Genomic DNA, 26,877 nt, shown 5'->3' on the forward strand with positions numbered 1-26,877 from the left:
TGTCGTGTTTTTTTATGTCATTTAGTGTGGTGTTATGGCAATCAGACTGGCAATAAACGGCTTTGGCCGTATCGGGCGTAATATTCTGCGTGCCATCTATGAGAACGGTTGGCAACACGAGTTGCAGGTGGTGGCCATTAATGAACTGGCCGACGCCAAAGGCGTAGCGCATTTGCTGAAGTATGATACTTCACACGGACGCTTTGGCTTTAGTGTCAGCTCCTACGATGGTGGTATAACAGTTGATGGCAACAAGATAGCCTTGTTTGCTGAGGCGGATCCGCTGGAACTGCCGTGGAGTGAGCTTGAAGTAGACGTGGTGCTGGAGTGCACCGGCGTATTTCACAGCCGCAAGCATGCCAACTGGCATTTAACGGCGGGCGCGAAAAAAGTATTGTTTTCCCATCCCGCAGACACCGATATCGATGCCACTATTATCTACGGTATTAACCACGGCAGTTTAACTGCTGATATGACAGTAGTGTCAGCAGGGTCTTGCACCACTAACTGTATAGTGCCGGTGATCCAGGTGTTGGATCAGCATTTTGGTGTTGAAAGCGGTACTATTACCACTATCCATGCTTCTATGCATGATCAACAGGTAATAGATGCATATCATCCGGATTTACGCCGCACCCGCGCGGCCAGCCAGTCAATTATTCCGGTAGATACCAAGTTGGCGCTGGGCATAGAGCGCATACTGCCGAAATTTGCCGGCCGCTTTGAAGCCATAGCGGTGCGGGTGCCTACGGTAAATGTGACGGCGATGGATTTAAGTGTCACCCTGCATCAGGACGTTAGCATAGCGGCGGTTAACAAGGTGCTGCAACAAGCCCGTATCGGCGAGCTGGCCGGTATTCTGGATTACACTGAAGAGCCTCTGGTATCGGTGGATTTTAACCACGATGCGCATTCCTGCATTGTCGATGGCTCGCAAACCCGTGTTAGTCATAAACGGCTGGTAAAATGCCTGGTGTGGTGTGATAACGAATGGGGCTTCGCTAATCGCATGCTTGATACCGCGCGGGTGATGATGTAAACGAATTTATAACAAGGAGCAAGAAATGTCTGTTATTCGCATGAGCGATTTGGATCTTAACGGCAAACGTGTACTGATCCGCGAAGATTTAAACGTACCGGTAAAAAACGGCAAAGTCACCTCTGATGCCAGGTTAAAAGCAGCATTACCTACGATTGAACTGGCACTGAGTAAAGGCGCTAAAGTGATGGTAATGTCGCACTTGGGCCGGCCACAAGAGGGCGAGTATGATGCAGAATCATCACTGCAACCGGTAGTGGATTATCTGGCGCAGGTATTGGCAGCGCCAGTGCGTTTAGCGAGTAGTTATCTGGATGGTATCGACATCAATGCCGGTGAAGTCGTAGTGTTTGAAAACGTGCGCTTTAATAAAGGCGAAGGCAAAAATGACGACGCTTTGGCGCAAAAACTGGCGGCATTATGTGATGTATTTGTTATGGATGCTTTTGGTACTGCGCACCGCGCCCAGGCCTCTACCCATGGTGTAGCGAAATTCGCGCCTGTTGCCTGTGCCGGGCCTTTGTTAGTTGCCGAGCTGGAAGCGCTGGCAGCAGCATTGAAAAACCCTAAACGGCCATTAGTCGCTATTGTTGGTGGTTCTAAAGTATCAACCAAGCTGACAGTACTTGAGTCGTTATCCGGTATTGTCGATCAGTTAATCGTTGGCGGCGGCATTGCCAACACCTTTATTGCCGCTAACGGCAATAATGTCGGTAAATCACTGTATGAGGCTGATTTAATTCCAGAAGCGCAGCGTTTAATGGCGCAAGCCAAAGCGCGTGGTGGCAATATTCCGGTACCAACCGATGTAGTGGTAGGCCAGGCATTCAGTGAAACCACAGTTGCTACCTTAAAGCCGGTAGCTGCGGTAGACGACGCCGATATGATTTTCGATATCGGCCCGGATACCACGGCACAGCTGGTTAACATTTTAAAGTCAGCCGGAACCATTGTCTGGAACGGCCCGGTAGGGGTATTTGAGTTTGATCAGTTTGCCGCCGGCACTAAGGCATTGGCGCAGGCGATTGCCGACAGTAATGCGTTTTCCATTGCCGGTGGTGGCGATACCCTGGCTGCTATCGATAAGTACAATATTGCTGACAAAGTATCCTATGTTTCTACCGGCGGTGGTGCCTTCCTTGAGTTTTTGGAAGGTAAAACTCTGCCGGCAGTAGCTATACTGGAACAACGCGCAAAAGCACAATAATAAAAATGTCATATTACAACTGTACCCTAAAAGATTAAGAGAGGATTTCATGGCCCTTATTTCCCTGCGTCAAATGCTGGATCATGCTGCCGAGTTCGGCTACGGCATACCGGCGTTTAACGTCAATAACCTTGAGCAAATGCGCGCTATTATGCTGGCGGCGGATAAAACCGACAGCCCGGTGATTGTGCAGGCTTCTGCCGGCGCCCGTAAGTATGCCGGGGCACCTTTTCTGCGGCATTTAATTCTGGCTGCAGTAGAGGAATTTCCGCACATTCCGGTAGTGATGCATCAGGACCACGGTACCTCTTTGGGCGTCTGTCAGCGCTCCATTCAGTTGGGCTTTTCTTCGGTAATGATGGACGGCTCTCTGGGTGAAGATGGCAAAACGCCGATGGATTATGCGTATAACGCTAATGTAACGCGCAAAGTTGTTGAAATAGCGCATGCCTGTGGTGTATCGGTAGAGGGCGAGTTAGGTTGTTTGGGCTCGTTGGAAACCGGTGCGGCCGGTGAAGAAGATGGCATAGGTGCAGATTGCATACTGAGCCATGATCAAATGCTGACCGACCCGGAAGAAGCTGCGCAGTTTGTGCGTGAAACGCAAGTGGATGCACTGGCTATAGCTTGTGGTACCTCACACGGTGCTTATAAGTTCAGCCGGCCACCGACAGGCGATATTCTGGCAATTGACCGCATTAAAGCCATTCACGAGCGTATTCCGGATACGCATCTGGTGATGCATGGTTCATCATCGGTGCCGCAGGAATGGTTGAAAATCATTAATGAAAATGGCGGGCAGATCCCGGAAACTTACGGTGTACCGGTGGAGCAAATTCAGCAAGGCATTAAGTACGGTGTGCGTAAAATCAATATCGATACCGACTTACGGTTAGCGTCGACCGGTGCTATCCGGCGTTATATGACACAACATCCGGCTGAGTTTGACCCGCGCAAGTATCTGCAAGAGTCAGTAAAAGCCATGATGGAAGTGTGTATTGCCCGTTATGAAGCGTTTAATGCTGCCGGACACGGCAGCAAAATTAAAGCGATATCACTGGATGATATGGTTGCATTATATTCGGCGGGGAAATTAACGCCGAATATAAAATAAGCAAAAAAATTAATGAACTATAACAAATAAATTTTCATTTGTTTAATAGTGCATAAATTGGGTGAAAAACCGCATAAATAACCGCATCAGAGCAGAGCTCCGGACGCCTGTGTTGTCTTGACAAGGGCGTTTTTACCTGTAATGATGCGGACGGTTTACCCTCTAACTGAGGGCCGCCTCTGTCTCCAAGAACAGTATGGCCCTTGCAACTTCAGGTTACGTTAATCAGCAATAATTGGTTGGGAACTATGTTTAACAATAAAATTCGCAAGAGTCTTGTTGCAACAGCTCTGACCGGTACTTTCGCTCTGTCTGCGAATGTTCTGGCAACAGATTTAAAAGCTTTGCATCAGGAAGGTAGTCAAATCCAGCGCGCAGCTGTGCAGTCTCAAGAAAAAATTAACACTATTTATGAACAGTCTCAGGAACTGCTGGGTGAGTACCGTCAGGTTACTGACCAGACTGAGAACCTGAAAGTGTATAACGACTTTCTGGCGACTCTGGTTGCTGACCAACAACGGCAAGTTAACTCTATCCAGCGTCAAATTGATGGTCTGGAGAACACCAATAAAGGTACGGTACCGCTAATGTTCCGTATGATCGATGCACTGGAACAGTTTATCAAAGCTGATATTCCACTGCGTACCGAGCGCCGCACCGAACGCGTAGAAAATTTACGTGAATTGATGAGCCGTTCAGACGTTCAGCGTTCAGAGCAGTTCCGTCAAATCCTTGAAGCTTACAGCATTGAAATGGGCTACGGCTCAGAGCTGGCAGCGTTCCAGGGCACCTTAACTGTTGGCGGCAGCGACATGACTGTTGACTATGTACATTTGGGCCGTTTGGTTCTGATGGCGCAGTCGTTAGACGGTGAAGCCGGTTGGGTGTGGAACAAAACAACTCAAAGCTGGGACGAATTACCAGATTCGTACATGAATTCAGTGACCAATTTCATCAAGATGGCGCGTCGTGAAGCCCAGCTTGAAATGGATCGCGTACCACTATTCGCAGCGGAGTAAGAGTAAATGAGAATGAAAATGAAATCTTTCGTCGTAGCTGCGGCAGTAACACTTTCTGCAACTATGGCTTTTGGTGCAGCGGCTGATACCGCCAAGCTGGACCAGCTACTTGAACAAATCAAGAAAGAACGTGCTATTGAAGGCCGTGCTAACCAGGAACGCGAGCGCGCATTCTTAGCCGAGCGTTCAGACAAGCAAGCATTACTGAATACGGCTAAAAAGCAATTCGCTGATGAAGAAGCACGTGGCAAGCGTTTGCAAAAGCAATATGCTGATAACGATATTCTTATTGCACAAAAACAAACTGAACTTGAAAGTGCTTTAGGTACTATGGGTGAAGTGTTTGGTGTGGTACGTCAGTCGGCGAACGAAGCAATTGGTACCATTTCCAGCTCAGTAGTTAGTGCGCAATATCCTGGCCGTGATGTGCCGCTGCGTAAAATTGCAGAAGCAACAGAATTACCAACTCTGCAAGAAATGGAAGATCTGTGGCTGGCTATGCTGACCGAAATGACCGAGTCAGGCAAAGTTGCTAAGTTTGATGCTGAAGTGGTTAAACTGGATGGCGGTGTAGAAACTAAGCGTGTTACACGTTTTGGTGCTTTCCACGTTACTACCGCAGATGAATATCTGTTACGCAACGACACTACGGATCAATTGCAGCCATTAGGTCGTGCGCCACAGGCAAAAATTCACAGCTCAGTTGCCGCTTTTAATAACGCAGCGCCAGGTGAGTTGGTTGGTTTCTTCCTTGACCCGACTAAAGGTAACTCATTACTGCGTTTAAACCAGCAACGCAGCACGTTAATGGAATACTACCATCAGGGTGGCACAGTAGGTTATTTGATTACAGTGTTACTGTTTATCGGTTTCCTGATTGCTCTTGAGCGTTTCATTGTACTGAGCGTAGTGGGCGGAAAAATCCGTGCCCAGCTGAAGAATTTGGGCAATCCATCAAAAGACAACCCATTGGGTCGTATCCTGACGGTATACCATCAGAATATGTCTGCAGATGTAGAGAACCTTGAGCTGAAACTGGACGAAGCTATTCTGCGTGAAACACCAAAAGTTGACCGTGGTATTGGTATGATCAAACTGTTTGCAGCGGTTGCACCATTAATGGGTCTGTTAGGTACTGTTATCGGTATGATCTTAACCTTCCAAACTATTACGCTGTACGGTACCGGTGATCCGAAACTGATGGCGGGTGATATCTCTCTGGCGCTTGTTACTACTGCGCTGGGTTTGATTGCTGCATTGCCATTGATTTTCGTACACAGTATCGTTGCTTCTAAAGCGAAAACTGTTTTACACGTGCTGGATGAGCAAAGCGCAGGTATTGTTGCTGCTCATGCGGAGAAGGAGAAAGCCTAATGATGCTCCAGCTTATTGAGCTGTGGGAATCGGTACAGGATTTTATTCATACCGGCGGCAACGTATTGTATGTTGTCGCCCTGGTGCTGTTCATCATGTGGTTTATGATGTTGGAGCGCTACTGGTACGTTAGCTGGATATTTCCAAAAATTAAGCGGGATATTATCGCCCGTTGGGATGCCCGGCCAGACACTACCTCTTGGTATGCACATAAAATTCGCGATACCTGGATTTCCGAGGCGACGCTTCAGTTAGATCAAAGAATGTTACTGATAAAAACGCTTGTGGCTATGTGTCCGCTGGTCGGTTTGCTGGGTACCGTAACCGGTATGATCGCAGTATTCGACATTATGGCGACACAGGGGACCGGTAATCCGAGAACCATGGCTGCCGGTATTTCGATGGCAACAATTCCGACGATGGCGGGTATGGTTGCAGCATTATCAGGCGTATTTTTCAGTTCGCGGCTGGAAGTAAAAGTTAAACGGGAAAAAGCAGATCTCGTTGACAGCTTACCGCATCATTAAGAGAGATTTTTATGGCACGTAAACGTATTCGTGAAGACGATGAGGCCGCAATCGACATTACGCCGATGATGGATATCGTATTCATTATGTTGATTTTCTTCATTGTTACTACTTCTTTCGTGAAAGAAGCCGGTATCGATGTAAACAAGCCTGAGGCAGCGCAAGCTCAGAAGAAACCTACAGCAACCATCTTTATCGCTATTCGTGCGAATGGTGAGATTTGGATGGATAAGCGTACGGTTGATGTTGAGCGTGTATCTGCGAATATTGAACGGCTAAGAGCCGAATCACCAACCGACACTATTATTGTGCAAGCTGATAAAGAAGCGAAACACGGTACAGTGATGGAAGTAATGGATCAGATTAAAGCTGCTGATCCAACGCTGGTGATCAGTATCGCCGGGGAGACTAAGTAACTATGGCACGTTTCCTAACATCGTTAATTATCGGTGCGGTGGTAACGTTCGTGTTGTTTCTGATTATGGCCCTTCTGGTTAAAGGTTCCGGAGAGCGTCGGGTGGTTGACCAAGAGCGTATAGTGATTGAGCTAAACACTACGCCACCTGATTCAGATACGCAGACACGTCGGCCACCGCCACCGCCGCCACCGCCGCCGCCGGCTCAACCGCCTAAGGCGCCGCAGCCTGAGCCTGAGTCAGCTAATGCTGCCGGTGCAATTGGCTTTAATATGCCGGGTTTAAGCCTGGGAGCTGGTGCGGGAGGTTTAGGTGACCCATCCAGTATGATGCGTGACGGTGATGCAACACCTATCGTTCGTATTGAACCAAGATATCCTGTGCAAGCTGCACGCGATGGCTTGCAGGGGTGGGTAAAGCTACGGTTTAGTATTATGGAAGACGGCAGCGTTGATGAAGTAGAAGTTATCGAAGCTGAGCCACGCCGTGTATTCGACCGCGAAGCTATCCGCGCTTTACGACGCTGGAAATACAGCCCGAAAGTTGTTGACGGTAAGCCGTTAAAGCAGACCGGGATGCAGGTTCAGTTGGATTTCACTTTAGACATGGCGGGAGGTTGATATGAAAAAGTTTAAAACGCTTACTTCAGCATTAATAGTCCTGACTACGCTTGGTGTGGCCATTGCTCCGGTGTCTGCTGCTGTTCAGCCAAATATGGCGCAGGTAGAAGAACGTAAGGCACGCAAAACCCAAATTGTGGGTGAGCGTGTTGGTAAAGTTCTGGTTAAAGCTTTTGAACTGTACAATGAAGAAAAGCTGGACGAAGCTATCGCCGTATTGCTGGAGGCTAAATCCAGCAATACGTTTGATACTGCAACGTTAAACCGCTTTCTTGGTAATCTGTATGCAACAAAAGACGAAAAGCAGGCCATTAAATATCTGACGCTGGCAGTTGCGCCGGACGAGTTGACATTTAATGATCAGGCCAGTTCGTTAAAGTTGCTGGCAGATATGTTGTTACAGGACAAACAGTATCAGAAATCCATTAAAGCTTATGAAAGCTGGATAATGTTTACCGGTGAGCAAAATTCAGATGCGTATATGCGAATTGCCAACGCTTATTATCTGATGAATCAGTATGATAAGGTATTGGCGCCGGCAGATGACGCTATCCGTTTTTCAGCTAAACCTGTTGAAGGCCCATATCAGCTGAAAATGGCTGCTTTGTATGAGACCAAGCGCTACAAAGAGTTGATTACTGTGGTGGAAACCATGGTGCAGCTGTTTCCGGAGAACAAACAGTTCTGGGTATATTTAGGTAACTTTTATACTTTAACTGAAGAGTACTCTAAGTCGCTGTCAACATTACAACTGGCCTATTCGCAAGGCTATCTGGTTAAAGACTCTGAAGTAAGAATGTTAGCGCAGATGTATGCGAATAATAACATTCCATACAAAGCAGCTGTGACGATGGAAAAGCACATGAAAAGCGGTTTGGTGAAGAAAGACAAAACCAACCTTAATTTTATTGCTTCTAACTATCAGGCAGCCCGGGAGTTCTTAAAGGCCGCTGAGTATTACGGTGAAGTAGCTAAGTTAACAAACGACGCCGATGCTTATCGCCGTCAGGGTTCGGCTTACTTAGCAGTTCAGCGTTATAACGATGCGATAGCAGCGTATGACAAGGCGTTATCCATGAACGTGGATAAGCCGTCAGGCGTTTATATGAGCTTGGTTGATGCGTATTTCTATCAGAAAAAGTATAAAGAAGCTTATGCTGCACTGATGAACGCGAAGAAAGATTCAACAATGTCCCGTCAGGTGCGTGGGTGGGAATCTTATATCAAAGATAAAGCGAAACAAAAGGGCATTAGCCTGTAAAGAAAAACCCCACTTCGGTGGGGTTTTTTTATGCTTCAATCTCAGGTTTCAGCCTCAATACTTCGCAAGTCATGCAGTCTGTACTTGTCGATTAAGGCATAAAGCGTTGGTCGGGTAATTCCCAGTGCATCTGCAGTCTTAGACAGGTTGCCATTCGCGAGGGTGTAGGCATGACGAATCGCGCCGGTTTCTGCTTGCTCCCGCACTTTGCGCAGTGTATCCGTTTTGCTATGTTGTTCTGACAGGCCGATATCTTCAGCTGAGATATACTTGCTGTCGGCCAGGATAACAGCCGACTTTAATTTGTTTTGTAGTTCTCTGATATTGCCAGGCCAACTGTATTGCAGCATGGCTTGCATAGCAGACTCAGTAAAGCCTTGTATCTGTGTATTAAATTCGTGATTGAATTTATTTAGCAGAACCTTGCCAATAACCACGATATCATGACCGCGTTGGCGCAGCGGAGGAATTAGCAAGGTGATTTCACTGATACGATAGTACAAGTCTTCCCGAAAGCTCTGATCTGCCACCATTTCTGCCAGATTACGGTGGGTGGCGCATATCACCCTGACATCCACTTCAATTTCCTGGCGGCCGCCAACCCGTTCTATAACCCGTTCTTGCAAGAATCGCAGCATTTTCGCCTGCAAACTTAACGGCATATCACCGATTTCGTCCAGTAGTAAAGTACCACCGTTAGCGCATTCTATTTTGCCCAGAGTGGTTTTGTTTGCTCCGGTAAAGGCGCCTTTCTCATAACCGAACAGCTCGCTTTCCAGTAAGTTCTCCGGAATGGAGGCGCAGTTTATTGCAACGAAGGCTTTGTTGTTACGCGGGCTTTGCCGGTGTATAGCACGGGCAAAGACTTCTTTGCCCGTGCCGCTCTCGCCCAGCAATAAGGTGGTAATTTCAGTCGGGGCTATTTTCTCTACCGTGCGACAGGCTTTTGCCATCGCTTCGCTGTTACCAATGATGTCGGCATTGTTCAGATTGGCGGCTCTGAGCGCTTTATTCTCGCTTTCAAGCTGGCTTAGCTTAAATGCCCGGTCCAAAATCACCGTAAGCACATCAGTATTGATAGGCTTTTGGTAGTAATCGTAGGCACCAAGGGCTACGGCTTTTAGCGCATGTTCATTGTCATTGCTTCCGGTTACAACAATGACTTTGCAACCCGGCTGGCAGCTGAGAATTTCATGCAGGCAGGCAAGGCCCTCGCTGGCATTTGCCGGATCCGGTGGTAAGCCCAGGTCTAAGGTGACCACTTCGGGTTCATAACGTCTTAATTGTGTTAACGCTGAGGTTCTGTCCTGAGCAAACACTAATTCATAATCAGGCAAACTCCATTTAAGTTGTTTCTGGATGCCAATATCGTCTTCTATGACTAATACAGTTTTCATTGAACAGTCCTTGTATTTACTGCTTTATACAGGCTGATAGCGTGGCAGCTTTAGGGTAAAGATGGAACCTGTACCTTCTGTGCTGCTCACGTGTAACTGCCCGTTATGTTGTTCTGCAAAGTGTAGCGCATCATAAGCACCAACGCCCATGCCTGCATTACCTTTGGTTGAGTCAAAGGGTTTAAATAAACGCTGGTTGATAAAGTCGGCAGACATACCGCAACCGGTATCAGCTATCTCAAGTGTCAGGTAAAAGGCATCGCTGAATATAGATACCTTAACCTCGCCATCTGCCGGTGTTGCATGCTGTGCATTATCTATTAAATGATAAACAACGCTGGCGAAACGCTCCTTATTCAAGGATAACTCCGCATCACTGTCCACGTGTAGTATTGGTAGCGGACGCTTCGCCGCACAGCGTTGACTAATGATCTGCTGCACGATGTTTGCGGCATTAAATACACTTTGGCCGGCGTTGTCGCTGCGCTTGCTGCTCAATTGTGACAGCATATTATCAAGCCTTTGCTGCATGGCCGCTAAGGTGTCGAAGCTGTCGTTAATAAATTCAGGGTTAGTTTTGTGTTTAATACTGTTTTGTAACATTAAATCGATTTGTGCTTTTACATTCTTCAGATCATGCAGCACAAACGCAGACATGCGGCTAAAAGCAGCGAATTGGGCATTTTCACTGAGCGCTTTACTGGCTTGCATCAACATTAAATAACTGCTGATTTGCTCCGTTACTAACATAAGGTAATCGCGCAGTTCCCAATTCAGCTTTTGCCTGTCAACCAGCGGAGTATTCATCAGGCAAAGCCCCCAGAGTTTGCCATCCGAATGAATTGGCACTATTAACTGAATGTCGACATTGCTCAGCTTGCTCTGTTGTTGCGTAAAAGGATCGGTACTGTCAGACAAATCAACCAACCAATGGCTGCTGGCAAATTTTGCAACATAACGTTGCACCAGCGTTTTTTCATTGTCAGACAACAGCGGGCGGTTATAGCATGCCAGTTGCACAATATGTGTAGCGCTGCCAATTCGCAGTAAACAGCCTCTGTTGTAGCCGATAGCGCTGAGCCAAGCTTGTAAAATAGTGTCATATTGCTCAGGCTTGGTTATATCAACCAGCCTTAGTTGTCGCGTCAGTTCCAGCCACTTTAACCGGTAATCAAATTTGTTGGCAAAAAAGTGTTTCTCAATAAATACTTTTAGTCGCCGGCGTAGGGCACCGGACAATAACATGCCGGCAAGCATAGTAAAGCCCAATACCAGAAATATGGCCTGCAGCAGATTTGACCATTGCCCGCCAATATAGCGAATGTAGAAACCAGCGATAGCGATCAGACACAGGTAAAGGCCGGCAGTTAAAACCAGGGTACTTTGCAGCACAATGTCCCTTGAGACATAAACGCTTATGCCCCATGCCTGAATGCGGCGTACAGCAATAATCAGGAACGGTACCATAGCGGCGCAGATAAAGCCGCGGGCAGCCCACATTTGCGCGTCAATCTGACCAAACAGCGCTGCTTCTGCTAACAGTATAAAATCAAACGCGGTGCAAACGGTGATGCTTAACACCAACGGCTTATACTGCCATTTGTTCTCCGCTGCTTTGCGGTACATGGCTTCGAGCAGAGCAAGTTGGAAAATATACAGTGCCAGGCTACCGGTGAACATCAAATTGACTGAGATCAGTTGCCATTTACTCAGTACAAACCAAATGCTGATCAACAGAGTAAGCGCAACTACGGTATGGCTCTGCAGTAATTGCCGCAGGCTCTTATTTCCCTGGCCCAATGCTGACAATAAGAACAGCATTAACACAAAGTTTCGTGCCAGCTCCAGCAGTAACGACGTGGCATTGGAATACGCCGGTGCCGGGCTGAGCATATAAAACACCGACCAACATATACTGATTAAGGCCCAGGTTAACAGCAAAAAGCGCGGCAGGTTTTTTACCCGTGTTACCAGGATCAACAGAAAGAAAAACAGGTTGGCCAAGCCGGCTAATGCAAAACCAATTTTATCCAGCGCCAGTTGGCTAAATACATCCATTAAATCGCATCCGTGCCAAGGTGTATTGATTTCATGTTAGTTACTGGTTATCCAATAACGGCAGTAAAAGTGATACCGGTATGGCGAAGCTGATAGCACTGGGGTCCCGTAATACCGCTTCACGGGTAGACTTTACATAGACCTGGTTAATAATACCGATGACTTGTGCTGTTTTTACATCAAACAACGGGCTGCCACTGTTGCCCGGATAAGCCGTTGCATCAAGCTGATATACCATAAAGGGCTTGCGTAGCTGACGAAGAGCAGAGGCTTGTAATTGTGCAGAATTATCCGCTGGTATCGCAATCGGCGTTATTGCTGAAATAATGCCACGGTGAGTCGCCGGGTACAGGCCCAGCACCGCCGTAATAGGAAAGCCGGTAAAGGCGATTTCAGTGCCTTCAGCAATGAGCTTAGCGTCACCAAGGGCAACGGCCGGCAATTTGCCATCAATCTTAAGCACGGCTAAATCATGAGCCGGCTGCTGTTTAGTATTGATAATCTGATGAACAATGACATTGTCGGCAGAGCCTGAAAGTACGACATAGCTTTCATTACGTTGCGTATTTAACGGTTTGGATATCACATGATGATTGGTCACGATTTTGTTGCCGGGCTCAACAACAAAGCCACTGCCGATTAATTTGATTCTGGGAGAGCCCAGCGGGCTGTATATTCCTAAGGCGACAACGGATGGCTTTATTTGCTCTATGCTGCTGCTTAAGTCCGCCCACACCGGCAGGGGACAATACAACGCCAGCAGGCATAGCAGGATTCTATACATACTTAAGACAATCCATATCTAAGTTATTGTGTAATGACACTATACTAGCGCAGATTGTACAAAATAGCTGCAGCATTTAATGGCAAGCGTGAGAAATTCCCCCATACTAACAATGTTGTTCAACAGCCACGGAAAGCGCTGCTATGTTAAGTAAAGCGGATAAAGAAATTGTACCGATATTCTCCGGCGGTGGCACCAGGCTTAGCTGTTATATCGGTATTTTACAGGCGTTACTTGAAATGGGCTTCCGCTTTCGCCATCTGGTTGGCGTATCTGGTGGCAGTATTGTCGCAGCATTATATGCCGCAGGCTGGAGTTTGGCCGATATTAAAGCATTAGCGCTACAAACGGATTTTAAGCAATTCTGGAGTTTCTCCTTTACCTCTTTGCTGCGTACCGGCGGCCTTTGTAACGGTAATAAGCTGGAAGCCTGGTTAGACAAACAGTTGCAGGGGGCAACGTTTGCTGATTTACCACACGATTTACATGTGCTGGCTACGGACATTAACGGTGGTGGGCCTGTGGTATTTAATCGCTTACTCACACCAACGCTTAAAGTGTCAAAAGCTATCCGTTTTTCGATGTCGATCCCGCTGTTTTTTTCCTTTCAGGCGTTTGAAAACCACATTATGACCGATGGCGTGATCCTGTCTGAAGATGCGTTGCATCATGATTGGTCAGGCTGTGGGGTGCCGTTAATCTGTTTCCGGTTGAAAAGCGATACTGAAGCTCAGCCGGTTAAAACCAGCCGCTATTTTCCGTTGGTATCCTACATTTATATGTTAATCAGAACCTTTATGAGCGCAGTATCCAGAGAATATGTGCATGCTGAACATTGGCACAATACCATAGTGATCAACACCGGCGCGGTGTCATCGGTTGACTTTGCCATGAGCCAGCAGCAAAAACAGCAATTGTTTAATACCGGCTACGACACCGCGATGAGCATAGTGCCATTAAAACTGGGGGCTTTATTTACCGCAGCATAAAAAAACACCGCGCATGGCGCGGTGTTTTTCGTGGTAAAAGTATCAGTTTTTACCGCGGCGGATAATTTCCTGTGCCATTAAATCCGCTACCTGACTGGTAGGCTGTTGCTCCGCATCAGCGCGTTGGAAAATAGTCAGCAGCGTATCGTAAATAGCCATCACTTTGGCTGTTGATTCGCTTTCTGAGTAGCCTTGCGGGCGCATCTCTGATGCGACATTGATAATGCCGCCGGCATTGATCACATAGTCCGGTGCGTACAATATGCCTTTTTGCCGCAACACTTCGCCATGGCGTGCTTCTTTTAACTGGTTATTGGCGCAGCCGGCAACAATACGTGCTTTTAGCTGCGGGATAGTCTCGTCATTAATCGTGGCACCTAAAGCGCAAGGCGCATAGATATCCGCCTCGGCAGCATAGATGTCATCCAAGCCTACAGCCTTAGCAGCAAACAGGTTTACGGCACGCTGCACGGCGTCCTGATTAATGTCGGTAACAATTAACTTTGCACCTTCTTTGTGCAGGTGCTCACACAAATAAAAACCGACACTGCCAAGGCCCTGGATAGCGACGGTTTTACCGCTCAGATCGTCTGAGCCAAAGCGGTGTTTCGCTGCCGCTTTTATGCCGCGATAGGTTCCCAGCGCAGTAAAGGGCGCCGGATTACCGCTTTTACCTTCCAGCCCTGCAACGAACGGTGTTTCTTTATTAACGATCATTATGTCGCCGGTAGTGATATTGACATCCTCAGCACTGTAATAGCTGCCGGACAAGCGATGGATCATACGGCCAAAGGCACGGAATAAGGCTTCGGATTTAATCTTCTTAGCATCGCCGATAATAACCGATTTACCGCCGCCTAAGGGTAAACCTGCCATCGCGTTTTTATAGGTCATGCCACGGGATAAACGTAAGACATCATTTAATGCAGCTTCGTCTGAGACATAATCCCATAAACGGCAACCACCAACAGCAGGACCCAGAGCAGTGCTGTGTACAGCGATAATAGCTTTCAGACCGGTTTCTGCATCGCTGCAAAAGACCACTTGCTCATGATTATCGAACTCAGAATGATTAAATACGGCCACGACTGATTTCTCCGTTTATTGACTGCCTGACTGTTTCAGGGCTTTAAGTCGGTCTGGTTAACAGCCACTTTGACAGCGGCATTTTTGCGCCGCGAAATGTAGCATTTCAACCTGAGTTACACCAGAAATGCCGGAAAAAATAATCTGGTCAGTCCAGGTGATTGTCGACAATTTACAGCAACACTTGATTGTGTCCGGCGAGTCACCTAAAGTAGCAAAAAAAATTACAGCAGGAAGTCGTATAATGAGTGAGCAGTTAACTCAGCAACAAATTGAACAGGCACGTGCCGAATGGGTAAGGGCGCAGTTTCAGAAGGCGAATGAGTATTTAGCCGGCAAAGGTATTATTCCGGACACTGTTGCAGCGTCCGAAAGCCGTTATTTACCGCCCTATATGGCGGTATGGAAGCTGAATACCAAAGATAAACAGTCATTTTGGGTGATTAGCGGCGATCTGCCGACAGATCATATGGCATTTTCTGCCGCACCTGATGCCAGAGAAGCCGTCAGGGCGTTTTCATTACATTGGCAATTAAAAGCCCAGCAAATTATTGATTCAGGCATTACCGATAAAACCAAGCAAGACTTTGTCAATTTGCTGGTCAATCGCGCACATGCTTTATATGAGATGTTTAATAACGACGAGCTGTGGCAGGCTGAAGCTGTCAGCTAAGTGTAGTCTTTGCTTTACAATAAATAAAAAACCGCACTAAGTGCGGTTTTTTATTTATGTTTTACAGGTAACAGCATTACTCGCTGAAGTACCAGTAGCCCTGGTTAAGCAGGGTAGTGAGCAGCATCAAACGTTCAGCCGATTGGTTAAAATGCAAACTCTGCTCTGCAGTCAGGCTGGTAAAATCACACAACAACTGTGCTGTTGCCAGCTCATTGGCCGGTAGTGTGATCTGATCACCATTAATAAACAGCAGAATATCGCTGCTGCTTGCCTGCTGATAGTAGCAACAGCGCAGGCCGCCACTGCGGCTGAGTACCGAGCCTTCGTCGAGGTATTCAGCAATTTCATCAGCCGCATAGTGCGGGTCAGGCTCATTGATATCAAGCTCGTGTTTGGCGCGGGTAATTAAACTGCCAAACCAATGCGGCAGCATGGCTTTGTCATTAACCAACTGCAGTAACAGCTGTTGCACCTGACTAAGATCGGTATCGCTGATAGCGCCAACGGATATTGCTGCGCTGCGGCCGTTGTCGCTAAAGCGGTTGCCGGTAATGTCATGGTCAATTAAATGATCTACCAGCCCGGTAAGTAAATCTTTTTGTGCCGGCGCACGAAAGCCAACCGAATAATTCAGGCTGTTTTCGATACTGATACCATCATGCGGGCAACCCGGTGGAATATATAAAATGTCACCAGGTTCTGTTATTACATCAATACAGGCATTAAAGGGGCTTACCTGTAACAGCCGCGGGTGCGGGCATAATTGCTCTAAGCTGCTGTCCGGCATGCCAACCCGCCAGTGACGTTTACCTTCGCCCTGAATAATAAATACGTCGTACTGATCCAGATGCGGGCCAACGCCGCCGCCCGGTGTGGAAAAGCTGACCATTAGATCATCTATGCGCCAGTTCGGGATAAAGCGAAACGGGTCCAGCAATTTAGCTGCGTCAGGGTGCCAGTGGTCCACAGCTTGCACCAGCAGGGTCCAGTCTGTTGCGCCAAAGCCGGTGAAATCCTCAAAGGGTCCGGTTTGCATATCCCACTGTTTATTTGCGCAACTGACGATACGTGACTCGATGTCTTCTTCCTGCGCCAAACCGGCCAGTTCATCGGCTGTCAGCGGATCAGCAAACTGTTTAAAACCGCCTTTGAGCAGCAATGGTTTTTTCTGCCAGTATTCATTCAGAAACTCTGCCACGCTAAGCGAGCCTAAATTCAGTTGATACATAAGTGTTTCCTGAGAAAAAAGGCGCTGAATTCAGCGCCTTGTTGTAATGCCGTTATTTAAGGCTGTCGGTAATTTCTACCGCCGCACCAATATAATTAGCCGGTGTCAGCTGTTTTAACTGTGCTTTTACCTGGTCCGGTAGTGACAGTTTGTCAATAAACAGATGTAAATCGGCTTGGGTAATACGTTTGCCGCGGGTTAACTCTTTTAGTTTTTCATACGGCTGTTCAATCGCGTATTTACGCATCACCGTTTGTACCGGCTCTGCCAGCAATTCCCAGTTCGCATCTAACTCTGCGCGCAGATTAGCTTCGTTCACTTCCAGTTTACTGATGCCTTTTAACGTTGCCTGATAGGCAATTAAGGTATAGCCAAAACCCATACCTAAGTTGCGCAGTACAGTAGAGTCAGTCAGATCACGCTGCCAGCGCGATACCGGTAACTTCGCCGACAAATGGTTAAACAGTGCATTGGCGATGCCCAGGTTGCCCTCGGAGTTTTCAAAGTCGATAGGGTTAACTTTGTGCGGCATGGTTGATGAGCCGATTTCACCGGCAATAGTACGCTGTTTAAAGTGACCCAGCGCAATATAACCCCAGACATCCCGATCAAAATCCAGCAGAATGGTGTTAAAGCGTGCTACGGCGTCAAACAGCTCAGCAATATAGTCATGCGGTTCAATCTGGGTGGTAAAGGCATTCCAGCTCAGGCCTAAACCGGTAACAAACTGCTCTGACAGCTGATGCCAGTTAAGGTCAGGATACGCCGATAAGTGTGCATTGTAGTTACCGACAGCACCATTAAACTTGCCGAGGATTTCTACTTTGGCGATTTGATCACGCTGACGCTGTAAGCGTTTGTAAACGTTAGCCATTTCTTTACCCATGGTAGTGGGTGAGGCGGGTTGGCCATGGGTGCGCGCCATCATCGGCACCGTTTTATGCTCATTGGCCAACTGCTTAATCGCGTCCAGCAACGCATCACATTGCGGCAGTAATACTTGCGCGCGGGCCTCACTTAACATCAGGCCGTGCGACAGGTTGTTAATATCTTCTGAGGTACAGGCAAAATGGATAAATTCGCTTATTGCCGCCAGTTCGCTGTTTGCAGCCACTTTTTCTTTCAGCAGATATTCTACGGCTTTAACGTCGTGGTTAGTGGTGCGCTCAATTTCTTTTACCCGCTCAGCATCGCTTAAGCTGAAATTGTCGACAATGTCATTTAAAACACGGTTGGCTTCCGGCGACAAAGGCGGAACTTCGGCAATGCCTGCTGTGGCAGCCATCTGCTGCAGCCAACGTACTTCTACCATCACCCGGTATTTAATTAAGCCAAACTCACTGAAATAGTTACGTAAATCGGTGGTTTTGCTGCCATAGCGCCCGTCAACGGGAGAAATAGCGGTAAGGGCATTCAGTTGCATACAGGCTCCTATAAGCTTGATGAGGGTAGTTGCGCCAGCATCTGTTGTGCTTGCGCCACTAACTTGCGACGTTTAAAGATAAAATTCAGCCGGCTACCACCTGCCTGACGCCATAAAACGGCAGAGCGGACAGCCGCCAATAACAATGCCCGTACTTTGTGTTGTACAGAGGGTTGTTTTAATAAATCCGGTTGGCCATAAATTTGAATGCGACCGCCTAAACTGCTGATACAGTCGCTGTAGATGTCGGCCAGATTGGCCAGCATATTGTCATCGGTAATACTGAAATGCTGCAACTGGCGTTCCAAATGCTGCAATTTGCCACCGAGTTTGTTCATATTAGCCGGCGTTTTATGCAGTTTGCGCTCCAGCGCTAACACGCCGACGATATAGCGGGTCAGCTCGACATCTTTCTGTGGTTTATCACCCAATTGATCCACAATCAGTTGTAAGCCGGTTTGCAAATTAGCGACTGAGTCGCCATAAATTTGCAGCGGCTCCTGCGCATCAATAACGGCGACACTGTTTAATATGACAGACAACGCCGCTTTATCTGTGTCGGTGCTGCGCGCCACGCTTTGTACTAACTTCAGCGCCTGACACAAACCGGCCAGCGCTATAATTTGGGTAGAAAGAGAATATTGCATATCAGTTCAATGCCAGATCAATAATGCCGCCGCCAAGGCAAACGTCGTCCAGATAAAACACCGCCGACTGGCCCGGCGTCACTGCTTTTTGTGCGCTATCAAACAGTACCGTTACCGTGCCGTCGGCGTTGGGAGTTAAATTACAGGGAATATCAGTTTGCCGATAACGGGTTTTTACCGTGCAACGCAGCGCTTGCTGCGGGCCTTTACGGTCGGTCCAATGCAACTGGCTGGCCACTAAACCTTTAGACAGTAACCCCGGATGATCATGGCCCTGAGCAACAATCAGCTGATTGGTGTCGAGATTTTTGCCCACCACATACCAGGGCTCGTCGCCGCCATCGCGCAGGCCGCCGATACCCAGGCCTTTACGCTGGCCCAAGGTGTGGTACATCAGACCTTCATGGCGGCCGATAGTGTCGCCATCCACTGAAACAATATCGCCGGGTTGCGCCGGTAAATACTGCTGCAGAAAATCTTTAAATTTACGCTCGCCGATAAAGCAAATACCGGTACTGTCTTTTTTGTCGTGGGTAACTAAACCTTGCTGTTCAGCAATGGCGCGTACCGCCGGCTTTTCCAGCTCACCAACGGGGAACAGCGTTTGTGCCACATGTTCTTCCCCGATGGTGTAGAGGAAATAGCTTTGATCTTTGTTGTTATCCAGCCCGCGCAGAAGCTGCCAGTGGCCATTCACATAGCGCCGTTGCACATAGTGGCCGGTGGCAATATAGTCAGCGCCCAGGGCTTCGGCAGCAAATTCTAAAAAGGCTTTAAACTTAATTTCCTTGTTGCACATAATGTCCGGGTTAGGGGTGCGACCGGCTTTATATTCGGCAAGGAAATACTCGAATACGTTATCCCAGTATTCAGCGGCAAAGTTTACTTTGTGCAGCATTATACCCAGTTTGTCGCATACTGCCTGAGCATCGCGCATATCTTCAGCGGCAGCACAGTATTCGTCGTTGTCGTCTTCTTCCCAGTTCTTCATAAACAGGCCTTCAACCTGATAACCCTGCTGTAACAACAGATAGGCTGAGACGGAAGAATCTACGCCGCCGGACATGCCGACGATGACTTTTTTACTGCTGTTTGCTGAGCTGTCAGCTGAGCGGGTATCTGGCATAGCACTGCACTTTTGAAGGCTTAAAAAAACAAGGCGCGGATTATACATTAAATTTATCGGCTGCGCATGTTATCGCGGCGGTTGAATTAGCGATAACGGCAGGCGAACCCCTTCACAGTACAAGGCAATAGCGTCGCTGACCAGGCGGCTGCGAAGCGGTAACAAGGCTTGTGGCAGCTCAGTGGCGCTGTACCAGTGCAGCGCCAGAATATCGCTGTCTTGTGGCTGGTAGCGGGCTGGCAAGCTATCGGGTTCAAAGACAAAATTCAACCGTACATAGCGATGGCCATTGGCTGCGGTTAATTGCGAAATGCCCAGCCAGGCAGAGGGCTCAAGCATCAGGCCGGTTTCCTCAAACAGTTCGCGCTTTACAGCGCTAAGTAAATCCTCATCCTGTTCAACATGGCCGGCAGGCTGATTCAGTACTCGGTTGCCGGAGAGTTTGTCAATTTCTTCTACCAGCAAAAACTTATGCTCAAAACACACTATGGCGGCAACAGTAAGGTGCAGTAATTCTCTGCTCATGATGTTCGTACTTTCCTTATTTCAGCGCTAACACTTTGTATTGGCCAGGCGCTAAATCAGTAAGAGTCCAGTCACCTATTTGCACGCGGATTAAACGTATAGTGGGAAATCCGACAGCGGCGGTCATCCGCCTTACCTGACGGTTACGGCCTTCAGTAATCGTCAGACTTATCCAACTGGTAGGAATATTGGCGCGCTGACGCACAGGGGGCTGGCGCGGCCAGATCTCAGGTTCCGCCATACGCTGTGCGATAGCAGGTAGCGTTAAACCATCATTTAGTTGCACCCCTGCCGTCAATTGCGCCAGGGCGTCGTCACTGATATTGCCGTCGAGCTGCGCCCAATAGGTTTTGGCCATTTTGTGTTTAGGGTCGCTGATCCGGTGCTGGGTTTGGCCGCAGTTAGTTAATAACAACAAGCCTTCGCTATCACGGTCGAGCCGACCGGCGGCATATACCTCCGGAACCGGGATAAAATCTGCCAGGGTAGTGCGCGCTGGCGTGCTGTTGTCGGTAAATTGGCACAATACGTCAAAGGGTTTGTTAAACAGCACTATTACCGGATGCGCGACTTTGGTCGCATTGCGTTTTTTCGTATATGGATTATTTTGTAAATTCTGTCTGCCCGGCACAGGTTTCTCTGTCTTTTTCTTGCTGAAATTCATAGTATCCTGCTGCTTTACAGTTGCTGTCAGTATTGCTTAACAATGCGCATTATCTGCTTAAAATTGCAGCAGAGATAAGCCGCCCGGTTGCGCGGCAGGCTGCCTATTTTATTGAATGTCATGCTGCTATACTAGCGCCGCTTTGCAACAAATGCGTTTAAAACATCAACATCGCCCGGATGAAGGTGCGAACTGGCCAGCATAAGCCAGCTGATCGCAAACACATTACAGGAACTAACATGTCAAAAGAAATTGCAAAAATTATCTACACTGAAACGGATGAAGCGCCGGCGTTGGCGACCTATTCTCTACTGCCTATAGTGCAGGCATTTTCAGCTGCTGCCGGTATTGCGGTAGAAACCCGTGATATTTCTCTGTCCGGCCGCATTATTGCCAACTTTCCGGATTTCTTAAAGCCTGAGCAACGCATTAACGATGCCTTAACTGAGCTGGGCAAGCTGGCGAATCAGCCAGACGCCAACATTATTAAGCTGCCGAATATCAGCGCTTCTATTCCACAGTTAAAAGCGGCAATTAAAGAATTACAACAACAAGGCTATGCGCTACCGGACTATCCGGCTGAAGCAAAAACTGAACAAGAGCGTGATGTTAAAGCGCGCTATGACAAAATTAAAGGCAGTGCGGTAAACCCGGTACTGCGTGAAGGTAACTCAGACCGCCGAGCGCCGGCATCTGTTAAACAATACGCAAAGAAAAACCCGCATAGTATGGGTGCCTGGGCCGCAGATTCTAAATCTCATGTGGCGCATATGACACAGGGCGATTTTTACGGTAGCGAGAAATCGGCTACCTTTACCGATACCGATACACTGAAAATTCAATTGCTGGCAAACGACGGCACTGTGTCGGTATTAAAAGAAAAAGTGGCTGTTCTGGCCGGCGAAGTGATTGACGCTGCTACCATGAGCAAAAATGCACTGCGCGCTTTTTACCAGCAAGAAATTGCTGCAGCTAAGCAACAAAATGTGCTGTTATCACTGCATTTAAAAGCCACTATGATGAAGGTGTCAGACCCGATTTTATTTGGTCATGCGGTTACGGTGTTTTTTAAACCGGTGTTTGAAAAACATGCGGCGCTGTTTGCTGAACTGGGTGTAGACGTAAATAACGGCGCCGGCGATATGTTTGCCAAAATTGCCACGCTGCCGCAGGCTAAACAGGAAGCAGTATTAGCTGATATTAAAGCTTGCTACGCTGCCCAACCTGCCCTGGCGATGGTGAATTCTGATAAAGGCATTACCAACCTGCATGTACCAAGCGATGTGATTATCGATGCCTCTATGCCGGCGATGATCAGAAGCTCAGGCCAGATGTGGGGCCCGGATGGTAAGTTAAAAGACACCAAAGCGATGATCCCGGATCGTTGTTACGCCGGTGTCTATCAGGAAACGATAGATTTTTGCCGCAAAAACGGTGCTTTCGATCCACGCACTATGGGCTCAGTGCCTAACGTAGGTTTGATGGCACAAAAAGCGGAAGAGTACGGCTCGCACGATAAAACCTTTGAAATTGCTGCTGACGGCAAAGTTCAGGTACTGAATAGCAAAGGTACTGTCGTGTTTGAGCACGCGGTTGAACAAGGCGATATCTGGCGTATGTGTCAGGTAAAAGATGCGCCAATTCGTGATTGGGTAAAACTGGCGGTAAACCGCGCACGCTTAAGTAATACTCCGGCGGTGTTCTGGTTAGACAGTGCACGGGCGCATGATGCTCAGCTGATTGTTAAAGTTAAAGCCTATCTGCAAGAGCATGATATCAGTGGCCTGGATATCCAAATTTTGGCACCGGTAGAGGCCACCCGCTTGTCGCTGCAACGCATGAAACAGGGGCTGGACACTATTTCGGTAACCGGTAACGTACTGCGCGATTACTTAACCGACTTATTCCCGATTTTAGAGCTGGGTACCAGTGCTAAAATGCTGTCAGTGGTGCCGTTGATGAACGGTGGCGGCCTGTTTGAAACCGGCGCTGGCGGCTCTGCCCCTAAGCACGTAGAACAGTTTATCGAAGAAGATTATTTACGTTGGGATTCGCTGGGCGAGTTTTTAGCACTGGCGGCGTCACTGGAGCATTTAAGCCAGGTAACCGGTAATAATAAAGCCAAAGTGTTGGCTGATGCACTGGATGCAGCAACGGCGAAGTTTTTAGATAACGATAAGTCACCACGGCGTAAGCTGGGCGAGCTGGACAACCGTGGCAGCCATTTCTACCTGGCGATGTACTGGGCAGAAGCTTTAGCTGCGCAAACCGCTGACGCAGAGCTACAGGCCCGTTTTGCTAAGCTGGCCACAGTGCTGCAGCAGCAGGAAGCGACTATTATCGCTGAGTTAAACGGTGCCCAGGGCAAGGCAGTGGATATTGGTGGTTACTACAAACCTAATCCGCAGCTGGCCGCTAAAGCTATGCGCCCAAGCAACACTTTTAACCAGGCGTTAGCCAACGCTTAAGTTAAACCGGTGTTAAACAAAAAGTAAAAGCAGGCATTACGCCTGCTTTTTTGTGCCGTCAATTAGCTTAGCACTATGCGAATATCGGTCGTGCGAATAATTACTCTATCAGGTCGTCGGGCACTTTAATATTCACGGCGTGTAAACCTTTAGGGCCTTCAGACAAGTCGAACTCGACATCTTGTCCGGCCTTTAGCGTGCGGTAGCCGTCCATGCTAATGGTTGAATAATGAGCAAAGATATCTTCATCACGGCCATCTTCACGAATAAATCCAAATCCTTTGGCATTATTGAACCATTTTACTTTACCGGTAGCCATACAACTTACTTCCTTCTCTAAGTTAGCTAAATTCTGTATTCTTAGTCTCGATGGTGGGATTGTTGTTGATCCCAACAACTAATGTAGATAATTTGAGCATGTAGTCAAGTTATTTGCAAAATTAAACTTAAAATTTACCAATAATTAACCTAAAGCTCCTTTGATGGAATACACAGGCGTGGCTATAGTTTATGAGCGGCAATAAAGAAGACAACGTACAACATGGTGGTTTGGAGGAGTTAACACGGCAACGTGTGGCGCCGCCGCCGATGTATAAAGTGGTACTGCATAACGACGACTATACTCCGATGGATTTTGTTATCGATGTTTTGAGTCGCTTTTTTAATATGCAGTATGAACAGGCAACCGAAGTGATGTTAAAAGTGCATTATGAGGGTAAAGGAATTTGTGGCGTTTTTACCGCGGAGATCGCGGAAACGAAGGTGCAGCAGGTGATGCAGTACGCGAAGGAACATCAACACCCGCTGCTATGTACCATGGAGCGCGCATAAGGTAAGTCTTTGCATGATTCTGGTGTCGTTACTCAGGTGGATTAGGAGTGGTGTATGTTAAATAAAGATCTTGAGTTAACTCTGAATTTGGCTTTCAGGTTCGCGCGTGAGCGTCGTCATGAATATATGACGGTAGAACATTTATTATTAGCGTTGCTGGATAACCCTGCAGCCGGTGATGCACTGCGCTCTTGTGGCGCCAATATAGAAAAACTGCGGCTGGAGTTGGCCAGCTTTATCGATTCCACCACACCGGTGCTGCCGGACGGTGAGGTAGAGCGTGATACTCAGCCTACGCTGGGTTTTCAGCGTGTATTGCAACGTGCGGTGTTTCATGTGCAGTCATCCGGCAAGTCTGAAGTGACCGGAGCTAATGTACTGGTGGCTATTTTCAGCGAGCAGGAATCGCAAGCCGTATACCTGTTGAAGAAAATTGATATTACCCGGCTGGATGTGGTGAATTTTATTTCACACGGTGTAACCAAAACCGAAAAACTTGAACAGCATGACGAGCATACACAGGAAGAAGGCACCGAAACGGTTGCTGATGACAGCAAGTATCTGGAAAATTTCACCGCAAACCTGAATGTGCAGGCCAAAAATGGCCACATCGACCCGCTGATTGGCCGTGAGCATGAAGTGGAACGGGCGATACAAGTATTGTGCCGGCGTAAGAAGAACAACCCACTGCTGGTGGGGGAAGCCGGTGTTGGCAAAACCGCTATTGCCGAGGGCCTGGCGTACCGTATTGTGCATAACGAAGTGCCGGAAGTGATTGCCAATGCCACTATATATTCGCTGGATATGGGGGCATTGTTGGCCGGTACCAAATACCGCGGTGATTTTGAAAAGCGGCTGAAATCTTTACTGAAAGAGCTGGAGCGGGAAAAAGACGCCATTTTGTTCATCGATGAAATTCATACCGTCATCGGTGCCGGTGCGGCCTCCGGTGGCGTAATGGACGCCAGTAATTTGATTAAACCGCTGTTATCCAGTGGCCGTTTGCGCTGCATGGGCTCGACCACTTATCAGGAATTTAAAAGCATTTTTGAAAAAGACACCGCTCTGGTGCGTCGTTTCCAGAAAATTGACGTGGCGGAACCCAGCGTAGAGGACACCACCCGTATTCTGCTGGGGTTAAAAGAGCGCTACGAGCAGCATCACAATGTGCGTTATACGCAAAAGGCCATTCGGGCTGCGGCAGAGTTGTCTGCTAAATACATTAACGAGCGGCATTTACCGGATAAAGCCATAGACGTTATTGACGAAGCCGGTGCCAGTCAGCGCTTGCTGCCATTGTCTAAACGGAAAAAAGTGATTAACGTGCCGGAGATTGAGCATGTGATTGCCAAGATGGCGCGTATTCCGGAGAAGTCGGTATCGGCGTCAGATAAAGATGTACTGGCTAATTTGGACCGTAACTTAAAGTTAGTAGTGTTTGGTCAGAACGAACCGATTGAAGTATTAACCTCGGCCATCCGTTTATCACGCTCTGGTTTGGGTAACGAAGAAAAACCAATAGGTAACTTCCTGTTCGCCGGCCCGACGGGTGTGGGTAAAACCGAAGTAACCAAGCAACTGGCAAAAGCATTAGGCGTTGAGTTACTGCGTTTTGATATGTCCGAGTATATGGAACGCCATGCGATCAGCCGGTTAATTGGTGCACCGCCAGGCTATGTCGGCTTTGAGCAGGGCGGCTTGCTGACTGATGCGGTATCGAAGCATCCGTATTCAGTGGTGTTGCTGGATGAAATCGAGAAAGCACACAGCGATATTTATAACATTTTGCTGCAGGTGATGGACCACGGTACCTTAACTGATAACAACGGCCGCAAAATTGATTTTCGCAATGTAGTGTTGGTCATGACCACCAATGCTGGGGTGCAGGAAACCATCCGTAAATCGATTGGCTTTAAACAACAGGACCATAGCCATGATGCGTTGTCGGAAATAAACCGTACCTTTAGTCCGGAATTCAGAAACCGGCTGGATGGTATTATTTGGTTTCAACATTTGGCGGCTGACATTATTCTGCAAATTGTCGATAAGTTTGTTTGTGATTTGCAGGTGCAGCTGGATAAAAAACAGGTGTCAATGGAGCTGAGCAGCGCCGCAAGGCAATGGCTGGCAGATAAAGGCTATGACCATGCCATGGGCGCACGGCCGATGGCCAGGGTTATTCAGGAGCAGCTGAAAAAGCCGTTGGCGAATGAAATTTTGTTTGGTCGTCTGATGCATGGCGGAGATGTACGTGTCGATTTGCTCAATGATCAGCTGAGCTTTGTCTACCAGACCACAAAAGAAGCCGCACTGGCAGATTAAGTTGGCTGTTATAGCTCTGGTTAAAACACTAAACCCGGCATTGGCCGGGTTTGTATTAGCTGTCAGGTTATTTGGG

General features: G+C 47.9%; 25 protein-coding genes. 14 read left to right on the plus strand and 11 right to left on the minus strand.

Features of this window, described 5'->3' with window-relative positions; genetic code table 11:
• Positions 1–34: 34 nt before the first annotated feature.
• The 9 genes from epd to Q8O77_RS14225 all read left to right on the plus strand — a co-directional run bounded on the left by epd (position 35) and on the right by Q8O77_RS14225 (position 8,577).
• Positions 35–1,039 carry an erythrose-4-phosphate dehydrogenase gene (epd, locus tag Q8O77_RS14185; RefSeq protein ID WP_305554398.1) on the plus strand — a complete coding sequence of 335 codons (1,005 nt, stop codon included), beginning with the start codon at positions 35–37 and terminating at the stop codon, positions 1,037–1,039.
• Between the two features lie 25 nt (positions 1,040–1,064).
• Positions 1,065–2,246 carry a phosphoglycerate kinase gene (locus Q8O77_RS14190; protein ID WP_305554401.1) on the plus strand — a complete coding sequence of 394 codons (1,182 nt, stop codon included), beginning with the start codon at positions 1,065–1,067 and terminating at the stop codon, positions 2,244–2,246.
• A 49-nt stretch (positions 2,247–2,295) separates the two neighbouring features.
• Positions 2,296–3,360, plus strand: coding sequence for a class II fructose-bisphosphate aldolase (gene fba / locus Q8O77_RS14195; RefSeq protein ID WP_305554404.1), 1,065 nt, complete (start codon positions 2,296–2,298; stop codon positions 3,358–3,360).
• A gap of 248 nt (positions 3,361–3,608) precedes the next feature.
• Complete coding sequence (locus Q8O77_RS14200; RefSeq protein WP_305554407.1) at positions 3,609–4,379, plus strand: DUF3450 domain-containing protein; 771 nt, start codon at positions 3,609–3,611, stop codon at positions 4,377–4,379.
• An 18-nt stretch (positions 4,380–4,397) separates the two neighbouring features.
• Positions 4,398–5,753, plus strand: coding sequence for a MotA/TolQ/ExbB proton channel family protein (locus Q8O77_RS14205; RefSeq protein ID WP_305554410.1), 1,356 nt, complete (start codon positions 4,398–4,400; stop codon positions 5,751–5,753).
• Positions 5,753–6,280 (plus strand): MotA/TolQ/ExbB proton channel family protein, encoded by a 528-nt coding sequence (locus Q8O77_RS14210; protein ID WP_305554413.1) that lies wholly within the window; start codon positions 5,753–5,755, stop codon positions 6,278–6,280. The genes Q8O77_RS14205 and Q8O77_RS14210 overlap by 1 nt, the downstream gene beginning before the upstream one ends.
• Positions 6,281–6,291: 11 nt before the next feature.
• Positions 6,292–6,696 (plus strand): biopolymer transporter ExbD, encoded by a 405-nt coding sequence (locus tag Q8O77_RS14215; RefSeq protein ID WP_173499750.1) that lies wholly within the window; start codon positions 6,292–6,294, stop codon positions 6,694–6,696.
• 2 nt (positions 6,697–6,698) lie between these two features.
• Positions 6,699–7,316, plus strand: a complete 618-nt coding sequence (locus Q8O77_RS14220) for an energy transducer TonB (protein ID WP_305554418.1) — start codon at positions 6,699–6,701, stop codon at positions 7,314–7,316.
• 1 nt (position 7,317) lies between these two features.
• Positions 7,318–8,577, plus strand: coding sequence for a lipopolysaccharide assembly protein LapB (locus Q8O77_RS14225; protein WP_305554421.1), 1,260 nt, complete (start codon positions 7,318–7,320; stop codon positions 8,575–8,577).
• Positions 8,578–8,618: 41 nt separating this feature from the next.
• On the opposite strand, the gene prsR is transcribed toward Q8O77_RS14225, so the two are convergent.
• Genes prsR through Q8O77_RS14240 form a run of 3 tightly spaced genes read right to left on the minus strand, consistent with a single transcriptional unit; the run spans position 8,619 to position 12,816 of the window.
• Entirely contained in the window at positions 8,619–9,974 is a 1,356-nt protein-coding gene (gene prsR, locus Q8O77_RS14230) for a PEP-CTERM-box response regulator transcription factor (protein WP_305554423.1), read from the minus strand.
• A 24-nt stretch (positions 9,975–9,998) separates the two neighbouring features.
• Entirely contained in the window at positions 9,999–12,032 is a 2,034-nt protein-coding gene (gene prsK, locus Q8O77_RS14235; protein WP_305554426.1) for an XrtA/PEP-CTERM system histidine kinase PrsK, read from the minus strand.
• Between the two features lie 40 nt (positions 12,033–12,072).
• On the minus strand, positions 12,073–12,816 hold the full coding sequence (locus Q8O77_RS14240) for a serine protease (RefSeq protein ID WP_305554429.1): 744 nt from the start codon (positions 12,814–12,816) through the stop codon (positions 12,073–12,075).
• 143 nt (positions 12,817–12,959) lie between these two features.
• On the opposite strand from Q8O77_RS14240, the gene Q8O77_RS14245 reads away from it, so the two are divergent.
• The gene (locus Q8O77_RS14245) at positions 12,960–13,805 is read left to right on the plus strand and encodes a patatin-like phospholipase family protein (protein WP_305554432.1); all 846 of its coding nucleotides are present in this window, start codon (positions 12,960–12,962) and stop codon (positions 13,803–13,805) included.
• Between the two features lie 42 nt (positions 13,806–13,847).
• Here the strand turns inward: Q8O77_RS14245 and Q8O77_RS14250 are convergent, their stop codons facing one another.
• Positions 13,848–14,891: a Glu/Leu/Phe/Val dehydrogenase gene (locus tag Q8O77_RS14250; protein WP_305554435.1), complete on the minus strand. Its 1,044-nt coding sequence runs from the start codon at positions 14,889–14,891 to the stop codon at positions 13,848–13,850.
• A gap of 244 nt (positions 14,892–15,135) precedes the next feature.
• Here Q8O77_RS14250 and Q8O77_RS14255 point away from each other — a divergent pair, with 244 nt between their 5' ends.
• Positions 15,136–15,564 carry a DUF4826 family protein gene (locus tag Q8O77_RS14255; RefSeq protein ID WP_305554438.1) on the plus strand — a complete coding sequence of 143 codons (429 nt, stop codon included), beginning with the start codon at positions 15,136–15,138 and terminating at the stop codon, positions 15,562–15,564.
• A gap of 76 nt (positions 15,565–15,640) precedes the next feature.
• Here Q8O77_RS14255 and Q8O77_RS14260 read toward each other — a convergent pair whose 3' ends face one another.
• The 6 genes from Q8O77_RS14260 to Q8O77_RS14285 all read right to left on the minus strand — a co-directional run bounded on the left by Q8O77_RS14260 (position 15,641) and on the right by Q8O77_RS14285 (position 21,069).
• Positions 15,641–16,795 (minus strand): cupin domain-containing protein, encoded by a 1,155-nt coding sequence (locus Q8O77_RS14260; protein ID WP_305554440.1) that lies wholly within the window; start codon positions 16,793–16,795, stop codon positions 15,641–15,643.
• 52 nt (positions 16,796–16,847) lie between these two features.
• Positions 16,848–18,218 (minus strand): adenylosuccinate lyase, encoded by a 1,371-nt coding sequence (gene purB / locus Q8O77_RS14265; protein WP_305554443.1) that lies wholly within the window; start codon positions 18,216–18,218, stop codon positions 16,848–16,850.
• Positions 18,219–18,226: 8 nt separating this feature from the next.
• Entirely contained in the window at positions 18,227–18,865 is a 639-nt protein-coding gene (hflD, locus tag Q8O77_RS14270) for a high frequency lysogenization protein HflD (protein WP_305554446.1), read from the minus strand.
• A 1-nt stretch (position 18,866) separates the two neighbouring features.
• Positions 18,867–19,991: a tRNA 2-thiouridine(34) synthase MnmA gene (gene mnmA / locus Q8O77_RS14275; RefSeq protein ID WP_305554448.1), complete on the minus strand. Its 1,125-nt coding sequence runs from the start codon at positions 19,989–19,991 to the stop codon at positions 18,867–18,869.
• A 69-nt stretch (positions 19,992–20,060) separates the two neighbouring features.
• Complete coding sequence (locus Q8O77_RS14280; protein ID WP_305554451.1) at positions 20,061–20,516, minus strand: NUDIX domain-containing protein; 456 nt, start codon at positions 20,514–20,516, stop codon at positions 20,061–20,063.
• A 16-nt stretch (positions 20,517–20,532) separates the two neighbouring features.
• Positions 20,533–21,069 (minus strand): pseudouridine synthase, encoded by a 537-nt coding sequence (locus tag Q8O77_RS14285; protein WP_305554864.1) that lies wholly within the window; start codon positions 21,067–21,069, stop codon positions 20,533–20,535.
• Positions 21,070–21,419: 350 nt separating this feature from the next.
• Between Q8O77_RS14285 and Q8O77_RS14290 the strand changes: the two genes are divergently transcribed.
• Positions 21,420–23,648: an NADP-dependent isocitrate dehydrogenase gene (locus Q8O77_RS14290; RefSeq protein WP_305554454.1), complete on the plus strand. Its 2,229-nt coding sequence runs from the start codon at positions 21,420–21,422 to the stop codon at positions 23,646–23,648.
• A gap of 100 nt (positions 23,649–23,748) precedes the next feature.
• Here the strand turns inward: Q8O77_RS14290 and cspD are convergent, their stop codons facing one another.
• On the minus strand, positions 23,749–23,967 hold the full coding sequence (cspD, locus tag Q8O77_RS14295) for a cold shock domain-containing protein CspD (protein ID WP_173499766.1): 219 nt from the start codon (positions 23,965–23,967) through the stop codon (positions 23,749–23,751).
• A gap of 191 nt (positions 23,968–24,158) precedes the next feature.
• On the opposite strand from cspD, the gene clpS reads away from it, so the two are divergent.
• Positions 24,159–24,479, plus strand: a complete 321-nt coding sequence (gene clpS, locus Q8O77_RS14300) for an ATP-dependent Clp protease adapter ClpS (protein ID WP_305554461.1) — start codon at positions 24,159–24,161, stop codon at positions 24,477–24,479.
• A 54-nt stretch (positions 24,480–24,533) separates the two neighbouring features.
• The gene (gene clpA, locus Q8O77_RS14305; RefSeq protein ID WP_305554463.1) at positions 24,534–26,801 is read left to right on the plus strand and encodes an ATP-dependent Clp protease ATP-binding subunit ClpA; all 2,268 of its coding nucleotides are present in this window, start codon (positions 24,534–24,536) and stop codon (positions 26,799–26,801) included.
• The last annotated feature ends 76 nt before the right edge of the window (positions 26,802–26,877 follow it).

This window comes from Rheinheimera sp. (genome assembly GCF_030690345.1).
Classification (GTDB): domain Bacteria; phylum Pseudomonadota; class Gammaproteobacteria; order Enterobacterales; family Alteromonadaceae; genus Alishewanella.

What these genes read in the sequence shown, in the direction of transcription:
- epd (WP_305554398.1), top strand. Translation starts at nt 35, where the DNA reads ATGGCAATCAGACTGGCAATAAACGGCTTTGGCCGTATCGGGCGTAAT.
- Q8O77_RS14190 (WP_305554401.1), top strand. Translation starts at nt 1,065, where the DNA reads ATGTCTGTTATTCGCATGAGCGATTTGGATCTTAACGGCAAACGTGTA.
- fba (WP_305554404.1), top strand. Translation starts at nt 2,296, where the DNA reads ATGGCCCTTATTTCCCTGCGTCAAATGCTGGATCATGCTGCCGAGTTC.
- Q8O77_RS14200 (WP_305554407.1), top strand. Translation starts at nt 3,609, where the DNA reads ATGTTTAACAATAAAATTCGCAAGAGTCTTGTTGCAACAGCTCTGACC.
- Q8O77_RS14205 (WP_305554410.1), top strand. Translation starts at nt 4,398, where the DNA reads ATGAAATCTTTCGTCGTAGCTGCGGCAGTAACACTTTCTGCAACTATG.
- Q8O77_RS14210 (WP_305554413.1), top strand. Translation starts at nt 5,753, where the DNA reads ATGATGCTCCAGCTTATTGAGCTGTGGGAATCGGTACAGGATTTTATT.
- Q8O77_RS14215 (WP_173499750.1), top strand. Translation starts at nt 6,292, where the DNA reads ATGGCACGTAAACGTATTCGTGAAGACGATGAGGCCGCAATCGACATT.
- Q8O77_RS14220 (WP_305554418.1), top strand. Translation starts at nt 6,699, where the DNA reads ATGGCACGTTTCCTAACATCGTTAATTATCGGTGCGGTGGTAACGTTC.
- Q8O77_RS14225 (WP_305554421.1), top strand. Translation starts at nt 7,318, where the DNA reads ATGAAAAAGTTTAAAACGCTTACTTCAGCATTAATAGTCCTGACTACG.
- prsR (WP_305554423.1), bottom strand. Translation starts at nt 9,974, where the DNA reads ATGAAAACTGTATTAGTCATAGAAGACGATATTGGCATCCAGAAACAA.
- prsK (WP_305554426.1), bottom strand. Translation starts at nt 12,032, where the DNA reads ATGGATGTATTTAGCCAACTGGCGCTGGATAAAATTGGTTTTGCATTA.
- Q8O77_RS14240 (WP_305554429.1), bottom strand. Translation starts at nt 12,816, where the DNA reads ATGTATAGAATCCTGCTATGCCTGCTGGCGTTGTATTGTCCCCTGCCG.
- Q8O77_RS14245 (WP_305554432.1), top strand. Translation starts at nt 12,960, where the DNA reads ATGTTAAGTAAAGCGGATAAAGAAATTGTACCGATATTCTCCGGCGGT.
- Q8O77_RS14255 (WP_305554438.1), top strand. Translation starts at nt 15,136, where the DNA reads ATGAGTGAGCAGTTAACTCAGCAACAAATTGAACAGGCACGTGCCGAA.
- Q8O77_RS14260 (WP_305554440.1), bottom strand. Translation starts at nt 16,795, where the DNA reads ATGTATCAACTGAATTTAGGCTCGCTTAGCGTGGCAGAGTTTCTGAAT.
- purB (WP_305554443.1), bottom strand. Translation starts at nt 18,218, where the DNA reads ATGCAACTGAATGCCCTTACCGCTATTTCTCCCGTTGACGGGCGCTAT.
- hflD (WP_305554446.1), bottom strand. Translation starts at nt 18,865, where the DNA reads ATGCAATATTCTCTTTCTACCCAAATTATAGCGCTGGCCGGTTTGTGT.
- mnmA (WP_305554448.1), bottom strand. Translation starts at nt 19,991, where the DNA reads ATGCCAGATACCCGCTCAGCTGACAGCTCAGCAAACAGCAGTAAAAAA.
- Q8O77_RS14280 (WP_305554451.1), bottom strand. Translation starts at nt 20,516, where the DNA reads ATGAGCAGAGAATTACTGCACCTTACTGTTGCCGCCATAGTGTGTTTT.
- Q8O77_RS14290 (WP_305554454.1), top strand. Translation starts at nt 21,420, where the DNA reads ATGTCAAAAGAAATTGCAAAAATTATCTACACTGAAACGGATGAAGCG.
- cspD (WP_173499766.1), bottom strand. Translation starts at nt 23,967, where the DNA reads ATGGCTACCGGTAAAGTAAAATGGTTCAATAATGCCAAAGGATTTGGA.
- clpS (WP_305554461.1), top strand. Translation starts at nt 24,159, where the DNA reads ATGAGCGGCAATAAAGAAGACAACGTACAACATGGTGGTTTGGAGGAG.
- clpA (WP_305554463.1), top strand. Translation starts at nt 24,534, where the DNA reads ATGTTAAATAAAGATCTTGAGTTAACTCTGAATTTGGCTTTCAGGTTC.